This is a genomic window from Arthrobacter sp. MDT2-34-1 (assembly GCF_059091365.1).
Map to the genome: position 1 here is coordinate 1982896 of NZ_JBNHGO010000001.1, position 16004 is coordinate 1998899.

Sequence of the window (16004 nt, forward strand, 5' to 3'; positions counted from 1 at the left end):
CCAGCTCGACGGGATCTATCTCTCCGGCGGCTGGTGCTGCCTGATCGCGATCGCTGGCGGGCACGTGATCGGCTGGCAGTGGTGCGATACCGAGAAGGCCGCGGTCTGGACCGCGCTGCTGGAGCAGTTTCCTGCCCCGCGCGCCTTGATCGTCGATGGAGGCTCCGGGTCTCGCCTCAGCGCTCAAGCGGGTTGGCGCGGTAATGGACTTCGGCGGCCTTCACATCCGGGCCATAGGACAATTCGGTTCTGGTGCGCGGCGCATCCGTCAGGGCGGACAGCCGCCCGTGGTGAAGTCTTCGAAGCCGGCGGACGCATCACTGAGCCTGAGAGCGCTGGACAAGATCGACGGCTAGTCACCATGCACGCATCTGGCATGTACTCGGAGAGTCAGAAAAGATCAAGTAATCTGTTTTTAGGGTTGCCTCTGGACCGATTGTGTACGGCTTACAAGAAGAAGTCTGAAGGTCGCTCCGAACTTTCACTGTGCGGTTCGGCGCCCATTCGAATGAAAGCTCGCAGGCTCGAGTGTATTAGCGGCTTCCCACCCCGCTGCGAAAGGATCATGTATGAGCACGCAACCCATATTCTCCGCCCTGCACAGGGTGGGGAGCATTGCAAACATTGCGGGAGCGACGTTTCTAGTTGGAGGCGCCGCTGCCTGGTTACTAGTTACGAAGCAACTGCGAGAGGAGAGAATCGCAGTGCCGGCAAATGCGCCTGCATTCCCCGGCAAGAGCGTGCAGGACCCGGTGACGGCATACGTGCAGGCTCTGGTTATAAAGGACAACGCTGAGCGTGGCGCGGGCGGACGCACATTCGCCGATATCAGTGACGCTTTGCGAAGCGTTGAGAAGGATAGCGAGGAGGAGCGCGAACTCCGGAAGCAGAGCGCATCGCTTGCGACAGCCGCGTCCCTCCGCACCTCACTAATGACGTCGGTGCTCGCATATGGTGTGAGTGCGTTCGTGGCAGGCGTCGGAGCGGTATTCGCGATCTTTGGAACACAACTTCGCCGCATGGACAAGAAGTAGCGCTGAACTGGGCCTCTCGCGCTCTGGTTTAGGCGACAAGTCGAGGTACTTCAAAATCTACCGGCTGGCAAGTAATTCCGGATATTTCAAACGCGTGAATCCTTTGCGAGTTCAACTATGAATACCGTACCCAGAGAAGCTCTCCGGCATCCGCAGTTTGATCAACGGTCGCCTCCTGCACGTAGCCGGAGAGCTATCTGATCAAGATTCGGTCATCTGGAAGCAGGGCGGTCCCACTCAAAAACTGGGAAGTTTTCGGCGAAGGCAAGGGTCTTGTGACTCATACTTCTCCTCATCTACGGGGAAATCACGATTCCGAGATCCGTCTGTTGACGAGTTGCTGAAAAGGGCGACGACCCGGCGGCCCAGGATCGTACGCACGCCGCGTCGTCGCGGATCTGGGTTACAAGATCCTTGGTTCCGTGGAATCTGCGTTGAGGACGTATGTAAACGTGCAGGGTCACCAGAACGGTGCGGCGGTACAAGTTCCCGCTGTAATCCAGAAGGTGTGCTTCCAGAAGCCGGGTCCCTTTGCGGTAATACGTCGCGCGGCGCCCCACCGAGACTGCGGCAGCATAGGACTTGCCAGCCCCTTGAGGCCAAAGGTGGACGGTGCCCGCCCAGACACCGTCCCGAATTTCCCCGTCTGGCACGGAGATGTTGGCCGTAGGGTAACCCAGCTCGCGCCCGCGGGCGTCGCCATGCTCCACCACGCCTTCTAGTCGTACTGTGTCGCTGGCTTGAGCCCCGGCGCTGGCGACCTGCTGTTCACGACTGGCGTCGCCTTTGCCCATGGCTTCCACTGACTCGCTCACTGGTTTAGCTGCTGTGACGGTTGTGGTGCCCGCCCAAGGTTGGAGTGGCGGGAAGGTCAGGGGCAATGGCCGGTCGCGTGGAGCACGTTGTCCAGCCAGATAACGCGATTAGTGAATCGCTTCGCCTTGTGCGGGGCGGCCCACCGATAGGAGTCGTGTTCCCAGTTGGTTTTCAATCTCCGGCGGGATGTCAGGGCAGTGAAAGTGTGAATGAGCCAGGGAGTTCCCGAGCCGTCGGGGATCACCAGGTCCGGTCCTTGCCGGAGGGCTAAAAGGTCTTTGGCCTGCAGCCCCGTTTTTCATACAGCTCTTCAAGAGTCTGCTGTTCGGGCGTTGCCCCGGCTTCCACATAACCGGTAATGCAGTGCCAACGGCCGCTGTCGTGGCCAGAGCTGCGCCTTCTTCTAAACAAGGCAATCCTCCCCCGCCATTCGACGACGGCAGCGATGGTGATGCGGCCGAAAGGGATGTTATATGGCGTGTCAGAGGTAACCCTGATGCCAGGGGAAGCATTGATCGTGCTCATTTTCCTGTCCTTAAAGTCTGCTCCGACGTTCCGGGGCGGTGCCGCTGTGGGCACTAGGCAGCTCCCGAGTCGGGATCATTGATTACAGTTTCATCCTTTGAAGGATGGTGGCGGAGATTTCCTCCACTGACATGGATGCCGAGTTCACGAACGGGATTCGGTTGACCGCGTATAGGTCCTCGGCGTTTCGCAGTTCCCAACTGCACTGGGACAACGAGGAGTAGGTGCTGTCCGGCCGGCGCTCCTGGCGGATCTGGCTCAGCCGCACCGGCAGGGAGGTCAGCCCGAAGCATTTGCGGGCGAAGGGGCGCAGCGGTTCCGGCAGGGCCCGGCTGGTGAAGTCCTCGTCGATCAGCGGGAAGTTGGCGGCCAGGATGCCGTGCTGCAGGGCCAGATACATTGTCGTCGGAGTTTTACCGCACCGCGAGGGGGCGATCAAGATCAGCTCCGCCCGCTCCAGGGCGCGGATGGACTGCCCGTCGTCATGCTCGATGGCGTACTCGACGGCGGTCATGCGGGACTGGTAGCGGATGGCGTCACCAAGTCCGTGGGCCTTGCCAGGTTCCGCGCTGGCCCTGGTCTGCAGGGCGTCCTCCAGCTGGGCGATGTGGGTGCCGAGCAGGTCAATGAAATGCCCGCTGCTCTGCGAGAGAAGCGCCCGGATCTCCGGATTAACTACCGTGGAGAAGACGATCGGCCGCCTGTCAGCCGCGGCGACGGCGTCGATAGCCTTCACCACGTTTTCCGCTTCCCCAACGGAGGCGATGAAGGGAATGGTGCGGCGTTCGAACCGCCGGCCGGGAAACTGGGTCAGCAGGGTGTTGCCCAGCGTCTCTGCGGTGATGCCGGTGCTGTCCGATAGGAAGAACACTGCGGGGGCGGGGTGCTGTCCGGCTCCCGCGATGCCCTGCCTCTGCATGTCGGCCACTCAGACCGCGGAGCGGTTGCAGGCCTTCGCGAGGCGCAGCCAGGTGTCAGTCACGGCGTCGGGGTTGAGTGAGATCGAGCTGATGCCCTGCTGCAGCAGCCATTCGGCGAAGTCCGGGTGGTCGCTGGGTCCCTGGCCGCAGATGCCCACGTACTTCCCGCGGGCGCGGCAGGCTGCAATGGCCATTTCCAAGAGCTTGGTGACCGCCGGGTTGCGTTCGTCAAACGCCCCAGCGACCAGCGCCGAGTCCCGGTCCAGGCCGAGGGTGAGCTGGGTCAGGTCGTTGGATCCGATGGAGAAGCCGTCGAAGTACTCCAAAAACTCATCGGCCAGCAGGGCGTTGGAGGGCACCTCGCACATCATGACGATTTCCAAGTTGTCCTCGCCGCGGCTCAGCCCGTTGGCGGCGAGCAGTTCGGTCACGCCACGCGCCTCGTCCAAGGTGCGCACGAAGGGGACCATGAGCTTGATGTTGGTCAGGCCCATCTTGCTGCGGGCGAACTTCAGTGCCTCGCACTCGAGCTCGAAGGCCTGCCGGAACGAGTCCGAGAGATACCGGGAGGCGCCCCGGTAGCCGATCATTGGGTTCTCTTCGGCCGGCTCGAAGGCGGGGCCGCCGAGCAGGTTGGCGTACTCGTTGGACTTGAAATCCGAGAGCCGGATGATCACCGGTTCCGGGGCGAACGCCGCCGCGATGGTGGCGATGCCCTCGGCCAGGCGCCTCACGTAGTAGTCCCGCGGACCGTCATAGGCGGCGATTATTTCCCGGATTTCCTCCACGGTGCCATCCGAGAGCGTGGCCGGGCGCTCGATCTCGCCGGCCACGGCCAGCAAGGCGTTGGGGTGGATGCCGATCTGACGGTTGATGATGAATTCCAGGCGGGCCAGCCCGACACCGCTGTGCGGGAGCCGGGAAAAGCTGAAGGCCTGTTCGGGGGTGCCGACGTTCATCATGATCTTCACCGGTGCCGGCGGCATCGTCTCCAGGCTGGTCTCCTGCAGTGAGTAATCGAGCAGCCCCTCGTAGACGAAGCCGGACTCGCCCTCGGCGCAGGAGACGGTCACGGGCGCACCATCGACCAGAACCTTCGAGGCGTTCCCGGTGCCAACTAAGGCAGGGACGCCCAGTTCCCGCGCGATGATGGCCGCGTGGCAGGTACGCCCGCCACGGTCGGTGACGATGGCAGCGGCTTTCTTCATGATCGGTTCCCAGTCCGGGTCCGTCATGTTGGCCACTAGGACGTCGCCGGGCTGGAACGAGGCCATCTGATCGATCGAGGTCAGCACGCGCACCTGGCCGGCGCCGATGCGCTGGCCGATGGCCCGGCCCTCGGCCAGGACCGCCGAGCGCTCGTTGAGCGTGTAGCGGGAGATAGTGCCGGTGGCCTTGCGGGACTCGACGGTCTCGGGCCGGGCCTGCAGGATGTATAGTTCCCCGTCCACCCCGTCCTTGCCCCATTCGATGTCCATGGGCCGGCCGTAGTGTGTCTCGATCGCCACCGCCTGCCGGGCCAACTTTTGGACTTCCTCGTCCGTAAGGCTGAAGCGGCGGCGCTGCGCCGGGGGCACGGGAACGAAATCGACGGTCCGGCCGACCTCCCGGGACTCGGTGTAGGTCATCTGCACAGCCTTTTCGCCAAGCCCGCGCTTCAGGATCGCTGGACGGCCCGCGGCCAGGGCAGGCTTGTGAACGTAGAACTCGTCCGGATTCACCGCGCCCTGGACCACCGATTCCCCCAGGCCGTAGGAGGAGGTGATGAATACCGCGTCGGTAAACCCTGACTCGGTGTCCATCGTGAACATGACGCCGGAGGCGCCGAGGTCGGAGCGGACCATGCGCTGGATACCGGCCGAAAGGGCGACCTCGGAGTGAGTGAAGCCGTGGTGAACCCGGTAGGCGATGGCCCGATCGTTGTAGAGCGAGGCAAAGACGTCCTTGATCGCGCGCAGGACGTTCTCCACGCCCCGGATGTTCAGGAAGGTCTCCTGCTGGCCGGCAAAGGAGGCGTCAGGCAGGTCCTCGGCCGTGGCGCTGGAGCGCACCGCCCAGGAAGCCTCGGCATCCCCACCGTGCTTATCCACCAGGGTGGCGTAGGCGGTGCGGATCTGCTTCTCGAAACCGGCCGGGAACGGGGTCTGGCCGATCAGGTCCCGGATCTGCGCTCCGGCTGCGGTAAGGTCGGCTACGTCGTCGCTGTCCAGGCCCTCGAGAATCCCCGCGATACGCCTGTCAAGGCCGGACTCTCGCAGAAAGCGCCAGTAGGCGTCTGCCGTAGTGGCAAAACCGTCCGGGACCCTGACCCCGGCCGCGCTCAGGCTGCGGATCATCTCGCCAAGCGAGGCGTTTTTGCCCCCGACCCGGTCAAGGTCGTTCAGGCCAAGTTCGGAAATCCAAAGAACGTCGGTCATATTGGTGCTCCTTGTGGGGCACGCTCATAAAAGCGCGGTGGACAAAACGTGTTGATGCTCAAGGCGGTACAATGTGGCCCTGCGGAGGCAACCAATCGTGATGCACGCAACAAAGCATGAAGGGCGGCTCCCGTAGCGTACTTCTGCCTCACCGACCGGCCTGAAGAGACGAAGTGGCTGCCCGAACAGCCGAAGCAGCGCTCAATGACTTCGAGATCTCGCCCCTGGGAACGAAATTTCCGGCCACGGTTGCCTCCTGGCGTAACAGCTGGGAAAAGTTTCATCCCTTTCCTGGCCTTTCCTCCGGTGCTTCGCCGGATCGTCTACACCACCAAGGCGATCGAATCGCTGAACTACCAGCTGCGCAAAATCATCAAAAACTTCATGAGGTCCGCCTTCACACTTTGTTGCTTTTTACCGCAGGTAGATGAGGGCGTCGACCGCGGTAAAGCCCTGCTCCGTGTTCAGCAGCGGGTTGATGTCGAGAGACTGCATCCAATCGCGGGCCCCGTCGACGAGCCGCGAAGCGGCCAGCACCGCCTGCGTGGCGCTCTCGCGGTCCCAGGGCCGCTGCCCGCGGTTGCCCGCGAAGTTGCCGAGACGGTCGATTTCGGTGAGTAGCGCATCCGCGTCGCTCGACGAGATGGGAGCAACTCGCCCACTCACGGCGCCAAGCGCTTCGACGTAGATCCCGCCGAGGCCAGCGACGACCATCGGCCCGAGTTCACCGTCAGCCTTACCGCCGATGAACAGCTCACCGTCGCCCTTCACGAGCGGCTGAATGGCGATATCGAGCGGGTAGGAGTGCTCCTCAGCAATACTGCGCAGCTCCTGCACGACCGTCGCGACGTCACCGGCCTGGACACCCACACGCACGCCACCGATGTCAGAACGGTGCGGGCAGTCCGCAATTTTCACTACGAACGGCCCATCAAACGGCAACTGCACCGACGCGGGATCATCACTCTCGCCGACAACCACGAACGGAGAAACCGGGATGCCCGCCTTCTCGAAGATCCGCATCGCCTCGCCGAAACGGACAAGCATACCCTCACTCGTCTCAAGTAGGTCAGTCGGGCGCTCCACCTTGGCAGCGCGCTGCTCATCGCCAAGGGGTGAACCGTCAAACTGGGCGAACGCTGCCATCGCCGACAGCCCGCGCATCGTGCCCCGGATGCCGTGGCCGACAGCCAATGCGCCGTCACGCAGGTTCTGCGCCCACGGGCTAACGCGGGCAGCCGCGACAGCGGAGAGAACGATCGGCTTGTTAGTCGCGGCAGCCGCGTTAGCGAAGGGTTGCGTGAACGATTTCGCGAATCCCTCGCTCTCGACACCCAAAGTCCACAGGGCGACGATTGCGTCGACATCCGGTGACTCGATGTACTGATCTACAATCGAGCGGATCAAGTCTGGCTTACCCATCACGAACCCGGTCAAGTCGATCGGGTTCATGGTGCCAGCGCCCGGAAGAAGAGTGGTCACTGATTCCGTTAGCGAATCCATGGCTTCCAATGCCATGCCTTCTGCCTCGGCTATGTCACTCGCGAGAGACGCTGAGCCGCCCGACACCGTCAACACAGCCGTGCGTGCCGCGGCTGACCAGCGGTCCACGGGTAGCTGGTCGAAGAGCATCGCCCGGTCGATGAGGTCATCCAGGTCACGCGCGGCGATGATGCCGTGCTGCTTGAACGCGGCATCGTAGACCCAGCCGTCGCCAAGGATCGAGCCCGTGTGTGACTTGGCGACCTCGCGGCCACGCTCGCTTCGTCCGAGTTTCAGGGCGATGACCGGCTTGCCGGCAGCGCGAGCCCGAGCGATCGCGGCAAAGAACGCCTCCGGTCGCTTGATGCTCTCGATGACCAGCGTTATCACCTTTGTGGCGGTGTCATCGACCAGATAGTTGAGGTAGTCGACCATGTCAGTCAACGCCTCGTTGCCTGTCGAGATGAGGGACGAGAAACCCACGAGACGATCTACGGATGACACCGCCACGTCGGTGATGAACCCACCACTGTGAGTAATCATCCCGACGCCGCCCGGCTTGAGCGGAAGCTTGGGCGCACCGGCGAGGAAGGCGCCAGAGGGGACCGTGACGAAGCCATTACAGTTCGGTCCCAGCACGGGCATGTCGCCTGCAGCGGCTACGAGCCGCTCCTGAAGCTCCACGCCTGCGCCGCCGACCTCCGCGAAGCCGGCGGCGTTGATTGCCACGCCGCCGACTCCGCGCTTAGCTGCTTGCTCGACCACCTCGACCGCAACCTTCGCGTTGACGAGTGTGAGCACCGCATCAATGTCTCCTTCGATGGCCTCCAGCGAGTTGTACGCCTTATGCCCAAACACGGTGTCGCGGTTCGGGTTCACGAAGTAAACCTCGAGACCGCTCTCCATGAGCGCATGAACCGCGTGCCTCGGGGAGGACTCGCTAGCGCCAATGACGGCGACTGATCGAGGGTTGATGAAGCGGGCGATTCTCTCGGGATCGATGTGGCCGAGCTTACGCATACTCAGATCACTCATTCTCGCGAATCGACTGCAGAGCGGCCCTAGCATCAACGGGCGTCCACCACGGCTTCATGCCGAGGTCTTCCGTGATGATCTTCGAGGCGATGTAGCCTGCGCCACCCGAGATAGCACCGCCCGGGTGAGTCGGGGAGCCAGCCATGTACAGGCCCTCGATCGGGGTGCGGTAGCCGAAGTGGTTGTACATCGACTGGTCGCCAGCGAACGAGGCCATGAAGATGTCACCGTTGACCATGTTCGTGATGTCACGGCTGTAGTCATGCGCGGTGTGCACGTATGTGTGAAGAACGTTCTTGTCCGTAAGGTTCGGAGCGTACTCGCGCCACTTCTCCATCACGTTGTGGGTGACCTCATCCTGCATGTGGTTCACATTCGCGGAATCTCCGCCCGGCGCAAACGGCATGGCGAGCCACGCGTAGGCGGTCGCGTTGCCCTTCGGAGCCTGAAGGGCGTCGAATTGGGTGATGTGGCCGGTTCCGAACGACATCGGATTAGGAACTTCTCCGCGAGCGACCTGCTTGTGGAGTTCGAAAAGCTCATCTACCGACGAAGCGCCCACGTTGTACTTGAGTGAGTGGTTGATGTTCGGGTCGAAATCGGACCCGATGTACTGCGGGGATTCCTTCAATGCCAGATGCACGCCGAAAAGGGTCCAGGCCGTCTGCTTGAACTTTGCGACCTTCTCCTGATAGTCCGGTGGCAGCTGTTCCGTACCAACCAGGTTATTGAACGTCTGTGGGACATCAATCGTGCTGGCGACGAATTTGCCATTCAGCACCCTGCCATCGTGGAGGGTCACACCGGTGGCCTTACCCGCTTCTATGTTGATGCGATCGACCTCGGCGTGGTTATAGAACGTACCGCCGGCAGCGATGAAAGTCTCCATCAGTCCGCGGGCAAGATTCCAACTGCCGCCGACGGCAACTTGATAGCCAGCATTCAGGTCGAACCCACGCAGTGCCTGACCGCCGGGGCTCTTCTCCGACAGTGCGTCGTAGAGGACGGTCCCGAAGATCGACAGCTTGAAGAGGAGGAGGAGCTTGACGCGTTCGTCCTCGAAGAGCTCGTTGATGAGGTTGAGGGGCTGGTGGTCCAGGATTGTCTGGAAGTCGCGGCCCATGGCACTCTGCGAGAGCAGCTCGTTCCGCTCGGCCTCGGGGATCGGTTCGGAGTAGCGCTCGGGGAGGAAGATAGCCTCGGAAATCGCGTCGGCGCGTCGGTTCCACTCGCGGAAAGTCTGTGCATCCTTCTTCGAGAAGCGCGCGATGGATGCCACCGTCTCCTCGAGGTCGCGTGAGAACACGAGGGCTGTTCCGTCCGCGTGGGGCTGTGCAAAGTCGTAACGAGGGGTTACGTACTGGACTTTGGCACTCAGCCCGAGGTCCTTGTACCAAGGGGTCTCGGTGATGTGGAAGTGGTTGATTGAATGCGGGTTTTGATAAAAGCCGGGAGGGCCGGGCTGAATTGTGCTCAGACCGCCGCCGTACATCATCCGACGCTCAAGGACAGCGACCTTCAGTCCCTGCTTTGCGAGATATGACCCGAGGATGAGGCCGTGATGGCCAGAACCGATAATGATTCCATCGAATGTTTCACTAATTTCGATCACCGCTTTCGCTGAAGTTGATGTAGACGTTTTTCTGCTGTGTGAAGGAGTAGTACTCCTCCAGCCCTTCTTCTCGGCCGATGCCGCTGTTCTTCTGGCCCCCGTATGACGCACCGGGAATGTGCATCGAACTCTCGTTGACCCAGACATATCCGGCCTCGAGGTCGCGCGATGCGCTCATGGCAATGCCAAGGTCGCGCGTCCAGACACTGGCGGTGAGTCCGACGTCTAGTCGGTTCGCCTCAGTTATTACTTCGTCGTATGTGTCGAAGGGTATTGCGACGACGATCGGCCCGAAGATCTCTTCATTGACCAGACGCGATCCGTCTGTGCCGTTGTCGTAAGCGAAGAGAGTGGGGCGCATGAAGCAGCCGGACGGTCCGTCTACAGGGGACCCGCCGCTGACGAGACGCGCAGAGCGATCTGCCAGTCCTTCTTCGAGGTACGTGTTCACAGTGTCGAACTGCCGCTGCGAAACTATTGCGCCCACGTCAGTGTTCGGATCAAGTGGGTCACCAACGACAAGCTCGTCGAGACGCTCCCCCATACGTCCAATGAATTCTGTCCAGATACTGCGGTGAACGTAGATTCGAGACGTCGAACCGCACGACTGGCCTTGCCAGGTGAAGTTCATCCCGCGAACAGCGCCGCTTACCGCGGCGTCAACATCCGCGTCTCCGAAGACGATGAGCGGGTTCTTGCCGCCCAGTTCAAGCGTGACGACCTTGACGGTGTCAGTCGCCGCCGTGCGCTGAATTTCGAGACCCACACCGACGCTGCCGATAAACGCAATACGAGGTACCTGCGGATGCGCGACAAGATGGTTACCGACCACTGATCCCCGGCCCGTCACAACGTTGAGTACTCCCGGAGGCAGTACGCCAGCGGCAATTTCGGCGAAACGGAGTGCGGAGAGGGACGTCTCCATCGACGGCTTGAGAACGACCGTGTTACCCGTGATGAGCGGAACCACTGTCTTTGTGATCGCGAACATGAGGGGGTGGTTGAACGGGATGATTCGGCCCACCACTCCATACGGCTGGTGTTGGGTGAAATCGACGCTGTCGAAGTTATCGGTGGGGATAGTTTCGCCGCGGAGTTCCAGTGAGAGTCCGGCCATGTAGCGCAGCTGTCGCAACGCGAGGTCGACGTCCCCCCGCATCATCGTCAGAGGACTACCGTTGTCGATCGAATCCAGGAGCGCGAGTTCTTCGGCGTGCTCCTCGATCAGCTCTGCGACCTTGAGCATGAGGTTAGCCCGCTGACGATTTCCCAGACGCGCCCACTGCTTCTGGGCTGACACGGCGACTGATACGGCTCGGTCGACATCCTCGAGGGTGCCGTCCACAATCGTTCCGATGACCTCCTGCGTCGCGGGACTCGTGACCGATACGCGCGCACCCTTGGTCTCGCGGTCGAACTCATTGCCGATGAAGTGGGACCAGTCTCGCTGAAGCAGCGGAGCCACGACGATCTGATCCGTCCCGGGATCTGTTTGCACTGGGGATGTCACGATCATCCACTCCTCTATCCGGTGTTCTTTCAGTTAGAATCATAGCCCATAGTCGAGAACAGAATACATGGCTGGAGATGGCCGGTCAAGCAAAGTGCAAGCTACAAATTCTGGAGCGTGGAACTTCGCAATAGCTGCCGTCGTATTCGGTTGAGGAGAATGCAGTTCCGTTAAACAGACTACGCGAGATAGCCTGCAGACATGATGCCATCGGACGATGCGAGACGGAAGCGGCTAACCCGGGCGACACCGCAGTGGGCGGTAGTGACAGTGCTCGCCACAGCCGGAGTGTGCGCGTCGTTCATGTTCACGCTGGTGGTTCCTATACAGGCCAAGCTCCCAGAGCTACTGGGTGCCAGCCGCGCAGACACCGCGTGGGTGTTGACCGCGACTCTCCTCGCCGCCACAGTAATCACGCCCATCGCGGGTCGACTCGGCGACATGTATGGAAAGCGCCGAGTCGTGTTGGTGCTTCTTGGGGTAATGGTCGCAGGCTCGATAATTGCTGCACTCTCTTCAGGCATCATTGGCGTTATCGTCGGTCGCGCGCTTCAAGGCGCGATGACTGGCGTCATCCCTCTTGCGATCTCAATCCTGCGAGATGTCCTCCACCCCGACCGAGTTGATTCGGCGGTCGCCCTCATGAGCGCGACGCTCGGCGTCGGTTCAGCCACCGGCCTGCCCGTCAGTGCCATCATCACTCAGACCAGCGACTGGCACTTTTTGTTTTGGATGTCGGGCGGTCTGGGAGCACTCGTCTTCATACTCACTGCATGCGTAGTGCCGGCGAGCACGCTGCGGACCGGTGGCAAGTTCGATTACATCGGTGCGGTCGGCCTGACGATCGCGCTCGTCTGTCTCCTTTTGGTAATCTCTCAAGGAAACGAGTGGGGATGGACTTCATCGCCCACCATCGCGCTCGGCCTAGGCGGCCTCGGTGTCATGGTCCTATGGGTGTGGTTCGAACTCCGCAGTTCCGCCCCGCTAGTCAACCTGCGCGTCGCAAAAAGACGCCCGGTTTTGTTGACAAACCTTGCCTCGATCACCATGGGCTTCGCGCTCTTCTCATCACACGTCATCTTTCCGCAAATGCTCGAACTCCCGGCGGGGTCCGGACCTGGCTACGGGCTCTCGCTCCTAGAGGCGAGTCTCGTCGTCATGCCGTCCGGCCTGGTCATGATGGTCCTCTCCCCCGTTGCGGGACGCATTGCTGGCAAATTCGGTCCTAAGCTCCTTCTGATTATCGGGGCAATTGCTCTCATCGTGGCATTCACGTGGGCCTTGTTCTTCGCATCCGAGGTATGGCACCTGGTCGTTACGAATTTGATCATCGGCGTGGGAATCGGGTTCGGCTACGGCTCTATGCCGATGCTGATCATGCGCTCCGTACCTCAGAGCGAAACCGGGGCCTCCAACGGCTTGAACACACTGTTCCGGTCCATCGGGACCTCAAGCGCCGGTGCGGCTATCGGGGCCGTGCTCGCGGCATACACATCCACGTACAACGGAGTCCCGATTCCCACCTCGGCAGGGTTTGACATTGCCCTCATACTGGGCGCGGGGGGCGCGGTCATAACGCTGGTTGTGGGCTGCTTCATACCGTCCAGGAGAGACCCGCATGAACTTCACCCCGCTCTCACAACTGATGTTCATGCGCGAGGAGGGACTCCGATGGTCGGCCGCCCCGAGTTGCCCGTGACGAAACACGAGACTGGTTGGCCTTCTGTCTGAATGGAGCGCTATCGCCACTGTGGGCGCATGTCCTTCTTCCCTGAATGCCCGAACCGGAAGTTCCTGACGAGATCGAGGACTGGGCACCTCCGGAGTGGCACCAGCCTCCCGATGACCAAATTCCTGCACAGCTGCCACCCTATGTGCCCCTGTTTGCCTCGAGCGCCTCGTCATCACGATGCCGCGCGCCGAAATCTTATCCAAGCGAGGAGCGCCTCCGTAATCGGCTGCCCCGGGTTGTGTGGCATGAAACACCAGTAGCCGCGGTCGCCGTCAGCCCGCTCGGTGACGGTCGGGGCGTAGGTGATGTGCGCCTGCAGGTCGGCGCACCCGGATGCGACAGCCGTGTCGAGCAACTCCCCGCAACGCCGAACTCACCGGTCCTGGCCGCCCAGCGGGTTGATGCCGAAGCCCTCGCCCACGACGCCGAGCGACGATGATGGGTCGCAGAAGCCTAAAGACCAAGCAGCTCATCGTCCGGCTCGACAACTTGAAAAACAGGATGACCGATACGAACTCCCTGAACCGCGTCGAGCGGGTATGCGGCAATCTCCGCCGGAACGGAAACGCCGTGACCTTCACTGCCGTTGCCCCTCTAACCGGCCTCGGCCGCACCACCCTCTATCGAGAGCCCGCGATCCGCGCACTCAACGAGGAGCACCGCCGCCGCACCGCCAACAACGGCAACCTCGCCGGCCTGACCGACGGAATCGCCACCCTCCGCGCCGGCCGCTGCCCTCGCCGCCCATCAAACCCGCGATCCAGAACCTCTGGCCGCGTAATCGGAATCAACGATGGATTGTCTCAAAACTTGACGAGCGCACCGTCTCGGAACTCAGGCTCTCCACCCCCATTGGTGGGGGCTATGACGAGTTTAAAATGGGCGGGGGTCGAAAAGCTCATCGGTCACTGCCGCTTAGTCTTGGCCCGAACCGTGCACCACGGAGCGGCCGTTATCTTACGTGCACGCGAACGGCACCGGACTCATCCGTCCAGCCCTTCTGCGTGGCATAGCTCACCATGCCCTCGAACTGCTGCTGCCATTCGGGGTCAGAAGCAAGGTCCCCGGCGAGGTGGCGCAGTTTCGCCTCGGGGATGAAAATGTGCCCGTCATCTGTGTGGAGGCAGTCGCTTAGCGCTGCCGCGTCTTTGACGTCGGACCGGGCAGAGAGACTGAGCTGCTTGAAGTTGTGGGCGTCATCCATGCGCAGAGACGTTCCGTCGGGTGAAAGCACTAACAGCATGATTGCCTACTCTCCGCTCAAGGTGGCGGTCAGTCCGCCAGGGTCATGGTCAGACGGATGGGATCGAGCTCCGTCTGCGGCGCATACTGAAACTCAAACATGCCCGCACCGTCGGCCGTCAATTTCAGCGCACCCTCCCAGGTGAAGGAGCTGCCATCGATAGTCACCGCAGAAGTGTTGGCCCGCGCCTCCTGCGCCAAGTCGATCCGGTAGTCACCGCCGAGCCGGTTGGAGACTGAAAGGGTGACGGCGTCCACACCAAAGGTGACTCGCGGGTCGCATAGCTGCACTCTCATGATGCCCCGATGGGCTTCCAACTCGATGGACCCACCGAATTCGAGCGAACCCTCCTCGGTGTTGAGGTCGAAGCTTCGCGCAAAATTGAGGGGAAAGCGAAACTCCCCCGAATCGAGAATGGAGGCTCCGCCGTCTGGCACATACGTACCGTCGGCCAGAGCGTTCACGTACTCACGCAGGCTCGCCTTAACGCCCCAGTCAAGGTAGCCGGATGCGCCAGCCTTTGATTCTGTCACGTTGCTACCACTTCCATCTGCATGTCGAGGACGACTTTTACCGGGCGTTCCTCCGTCTTGTAACCGGCCACGGCGAGCGCTTCTGCAGCATTCGCCAGTGGGAAACGGTGGCTCACCCACGAACCAATGTCGAACCCCTTGGCCGCGAGAGCGACCGCAAGGTCCATGCCGTCGCCCACCTTGTGTGGATGCGAGACCGGGTTCACGAGGAGGGTCTCCTTCCGGCGAACCTTGTTCCAGTCGAGCGGTTGCGCGGACGGATTGGTGACGGCGACGTTGACGACGACACCAATGGGGCGCACTAAGTCCAGAGCCAGGTTCTTCGCAGACGGGACTCCGGCGGCATCGATGACGATATCCACCTCGCCCACAGCCTCATGAACCCGTTGCTTCGTTTCTTCATTGTCGTCAGAGACGGTGATGGCCGAGTCGACTCCGAGCCGTGTCCCCATCTTCAGTCGCGCCGCGTCGTCGGCGGTACCGAGTAAGGTAACTCGGGCGCCGGCTTCGATCGCTGCCAGCGCACACGCGAGCCCCTGTGGCCCGGGGCCAACGACCGCAAGGTGCTTGCCCGGACCGACACCGCCCACCTCAGTCCATCGGATTCCGTTGGCGAGAGCCGAGCATCCGACCAATGCCGCTTCGTTGCTGAGGGTCTCGGGGACCTTGTAGACGAGGGCTTTCGCCGGCACAAACACGTGCGTGCTGTAGCCGCCCCAGAGGTGCGGCGGCTCACCACAGGAGAGAGTGCCGTAGCCGTCGTAGCGCTTGCGGTTCTCGCAGAGATAGTACTGCCCAAGATCACACGAGCGGCAACCAGCGCAGGGCCACCGGGACTCGACAACGACGCGGTCGCCGAGGCTAAGGCCGCGCGTACGAGCGGCGCCAGCCCCGATCTGGACGACGCGTCCAATGATCTCGTCGCCGAGAATCACAGGAACTCGCTCGTTGAGCCAGTCGTACTCCCCGTTCAGCATGTGAACCTCAGAGCCATCCACACCGCACATGATCACTTCGAGGAGAAGGTCATCGTCGCCGATCGTCGGCAGGGGGAAGTTTCTGTACGCAATCTGCTGGGGTGCGGTGTAGACCGCGGCAAAAGCCGTGCTGGCTGTCTCGTTACTCATGTCGTACGAATCCTTAAG

The 16004-nt window shown here is 61.7% G+C and carries 12 protein-coding genes and 1 pseudogene; 3 read left to right on the forward strand and 10 right to left on the reverse strand.

What is annotated here, in order from left to right:
* Positions 1-569 precede the first annotated feature (569 nt).
* Complete coding sequence (locus AC5RVV_RS09285) at positions 570-1034, forward strand: hypothetical protein (RefSeq protein WP_494001031.1); 465 nt, start codon at positions 570-572, stop codon at positions 1032-1034.
* Between the two features lie 296 nt (positions 1035-1330).
* Here the strand turns inward: AC5RVV_RS09285 and AC5RVV_RS09290 are convergent, their stop codons facing one another.
* The 4 genes from AC5RVV_RS09290 to ppsA all read right to left on the reverse strand — a co-directional run bounded on the left by AC5RVV_RS09290 (position 1331) and on the right by ppsA (position 5712).
* Positions 1331-1849 (reverse strand): riboflavin kinase, encoded by a 519-nt coding sequence (locus AC5RVV_RS09290; protein WP_494001032.1) that lies wholly within the window; start codon positions 1847-1849, stop codon positions 1331-1333.
* 268 nt (positions 1850-2117) lie between these two features.
* Entirely contained in the window at positions 2118-2375 is a 258-nt protein-coding gene (locus tag AC5RVV_RS09295; protein WP_494001033.1) for an NUDIX hydrolase, read from the reverse strand.
* 82 nt (positions 2376-2457) lie between these two features.
* Positions 2458-3294 carry a pyruvate, water dikinase regulatory protein gene (locus tag AC5RVV_RS09300; protein WP_494001319.1) on the reverse strand — a complete coding sequence of 279 codons (837 nt, stop codon included), beginning with the start codon at positions 3292-3294 and terminating at the stop codon, positions 2458-2460.
* 9 nt (positions 3295-3303) lie between these two features.
* On the reverse strand, positions 3304-5712 hold the full coding sequence (gene ppsA, locus AC5RVV_RS09305; RefSeq protein WP_494001034.1) for a phosphoenolpyruvate synthase: 2409 nt from the start codon (positions 5710-5712) through the stop codon (positions 3304-3306).
* Between the two features lie 188 nt (positions 5713-5900).
* On the opposite strand from ppsA, the pseudogene AC5RVV_RS09310 reads away from it, so the two are divergent.
* Positions 5901-6093: pseudogene (locus AC5RVV_RS09310) on the forward strand (transposase); the annotation flags it as partial.
* A gap of 33 nt (positions 6094-6126) precedes the next feature.
* Here the strand turns inward: AC5RVV_RS09310 and AC5RVV_RS09315 are convergent.
* Genes AC5RVV_RS09315 through AC5RVV_RS09325 form a run of 3 tightly spaced genes read right to left on the reverse strand, consistent with a single transcriptional unit; the run spans position 6127 to position 11357 of the window.
* Positions 6127-8229 carry an acetate--CoA ligase family protein gene (locus tag AC5RVV_RS09315; RefSeq protein ID WP_494001035.1) on the reverse strand — a complete coding sequence of 701 codons (2103 nt, stop codon included), beginning with the start codon at positions 8227-8229 and terminating at the stop codon, positions 6127-6129.
* Entirely contained in the window at positions 8222-9841 is a 1620-nt protein-coding gene (locus tag AC5RVV_RS09320) for a phytoene desaturase family protein (RefSeq protein WP_494001036.1), read from the reverse strand. The genes AC5RVV_RS09315 and AC5RVV_RS09320 overlap by 8 nt, the downstream gene beginning before the upstream one ends.
* On the reverse strand, positions 9828-11357 hold the full coding sequence (locus AC5RVV_RS09325) for an aldehyde dehydrogenase family protein (RefSeq protein WP_494001037.1): 1530 nt from the start codon (positions 11355-11357) through the stop codon (positions 9828-9830). The genes AC5RVV_RS09320 and AC5RVV_RS09325 overlap by 14 nt, the downstream gene beginning before the upstream one ends.
* A 195-nt stretch (positions 11358-11552) precedes the next feature.
* On the opposite strand from AC5RVV_RS09325, the gene AC5RVV_RS09330 reads away from it, so the two are divergent.
* A complete protein-coding gene (locus AC5RVV_RS09330; RefSeq protein ID WP_494001038.1) occupies positions 11553-13082 on the forward strand; it encodes an MFS transporter in 1530 nt (509 codons plus the stop codon).
* A gap of 953 nt (positions 13083-14035) precedes the next feature.
* On the opposite strand, the gene AC5RVV_RS09335 is transcribed toward AC5RVV_RS09330, so the two are convergent.
* The 3 genes from AC5RVV_RS09335 to AC5RVV_RS09345 form a co-directional block, all read right to left on the reverse strand.
* A complete protein-coding gene (locus AC5RVV_RS09335; RefSeq protein WP_494001039.1) occupies positions 14036-14287 on the reverse strand; it encodes a hypothetical protein in 252 nt (83 codons plus the stop codon).
* 68 nt (positions 14288-14355) lie between these two features.
* Positions 14356-14859 carry an HtaA domain-containing protein gene (locus AC5RVV_RS09340; RefSeq protein ID WP_494001040.1) on the reverse strand — a complete coding sequence of 168 codons (504 nt, stop codon included), beginning with the start codon at positions 14857-14859 and terminating at the stop codon, positions 14356-14358.
* Positions 14856-15986 carry a zinc-dependent alcohol dehydrogenase gene (locus AC5RVV_RS09345; protein ID WP_494001041.1) on the reverse strand — a complete coding sequence of 377 codons (1131 nt, stop codon included), beginning with the start codon at positions 15984-15986 and terminating at the stop codon, positions 14856-14858. Before AC5RVV_RS09345 ends, AC5RVV_RS09340 begins: the two co-directional genes overlap by 4 nt.
* Between the last annotated feature and the right edge of the window lie 18 nt (positions 15987-16004).

Bases quoted from the DNA above. Each gene is read 5' to 3' on its own strand.
- AC5RVV_RS09285 (WP_494001031.1), top strand. From the start codon at position 570: ATGAGCACGCAACCCATATTCTCCGCCCTGCACAGGGTGGGGAGCATT.
- AC5RVV_RS09295 (WP_494001033.1), bottom strand. From the start codon at position 2,375: ATGAGCACGATCAATGCTTCCCCTGGCATCAGGGTTACCTCTGACACG.
- AC5RVV_RS09300 (WP_494001319.1), bottom strand. From the start codon at position 3,294: ATGCAGAGGCAGGGCATCGCGGGAGCCGGACAGCACCCCGCCCCCGCA.
- ppsA (WP_494001034.1), bottom strand. From the start codon at position 5,712: ATGACCGACGTTCTTTGGATTTCCGAACTTGGCCTGAACGACCTTGAC.
- AC5RVV_RS09345 (WP_494001041.1), bottom strand. From the start codon at position 15,986: ATGAGTAACGAGACAGCCAGCACGGCTTTTGCCGCGGTCTACACCGCA.
- AC5RVV_RS09335 (WP_494001039.1), bottom strand. From the start codon at position 14,287: ATGGATGACGCCCACAACTTCAAGCAGCTCAGTCTCTCTGCCCGGTCC.
- AC5RVV_RS09325 (WP_494001037.1), bottom strand. From the start codon at position 11,357: ATGATCGTGACATCCCCAGTGCAAACAGATCCCGGGACGGATCAGATC.
- AC5RVV_RS09330 (WP_494001038.1), top strand. From the start codon at position 11,553: ATGATGCCATCGGACGATGCGAGACGGAAGCGGCTAACCCGGGCGACA.
- AC5RVV_RS09315 (WP_494001035.1), bottom strand. From the start codon at position 8,229: ATGAGTGATCTGAGTATGCGTAAGCTCGGCCACATCGATCCCGAGAGA.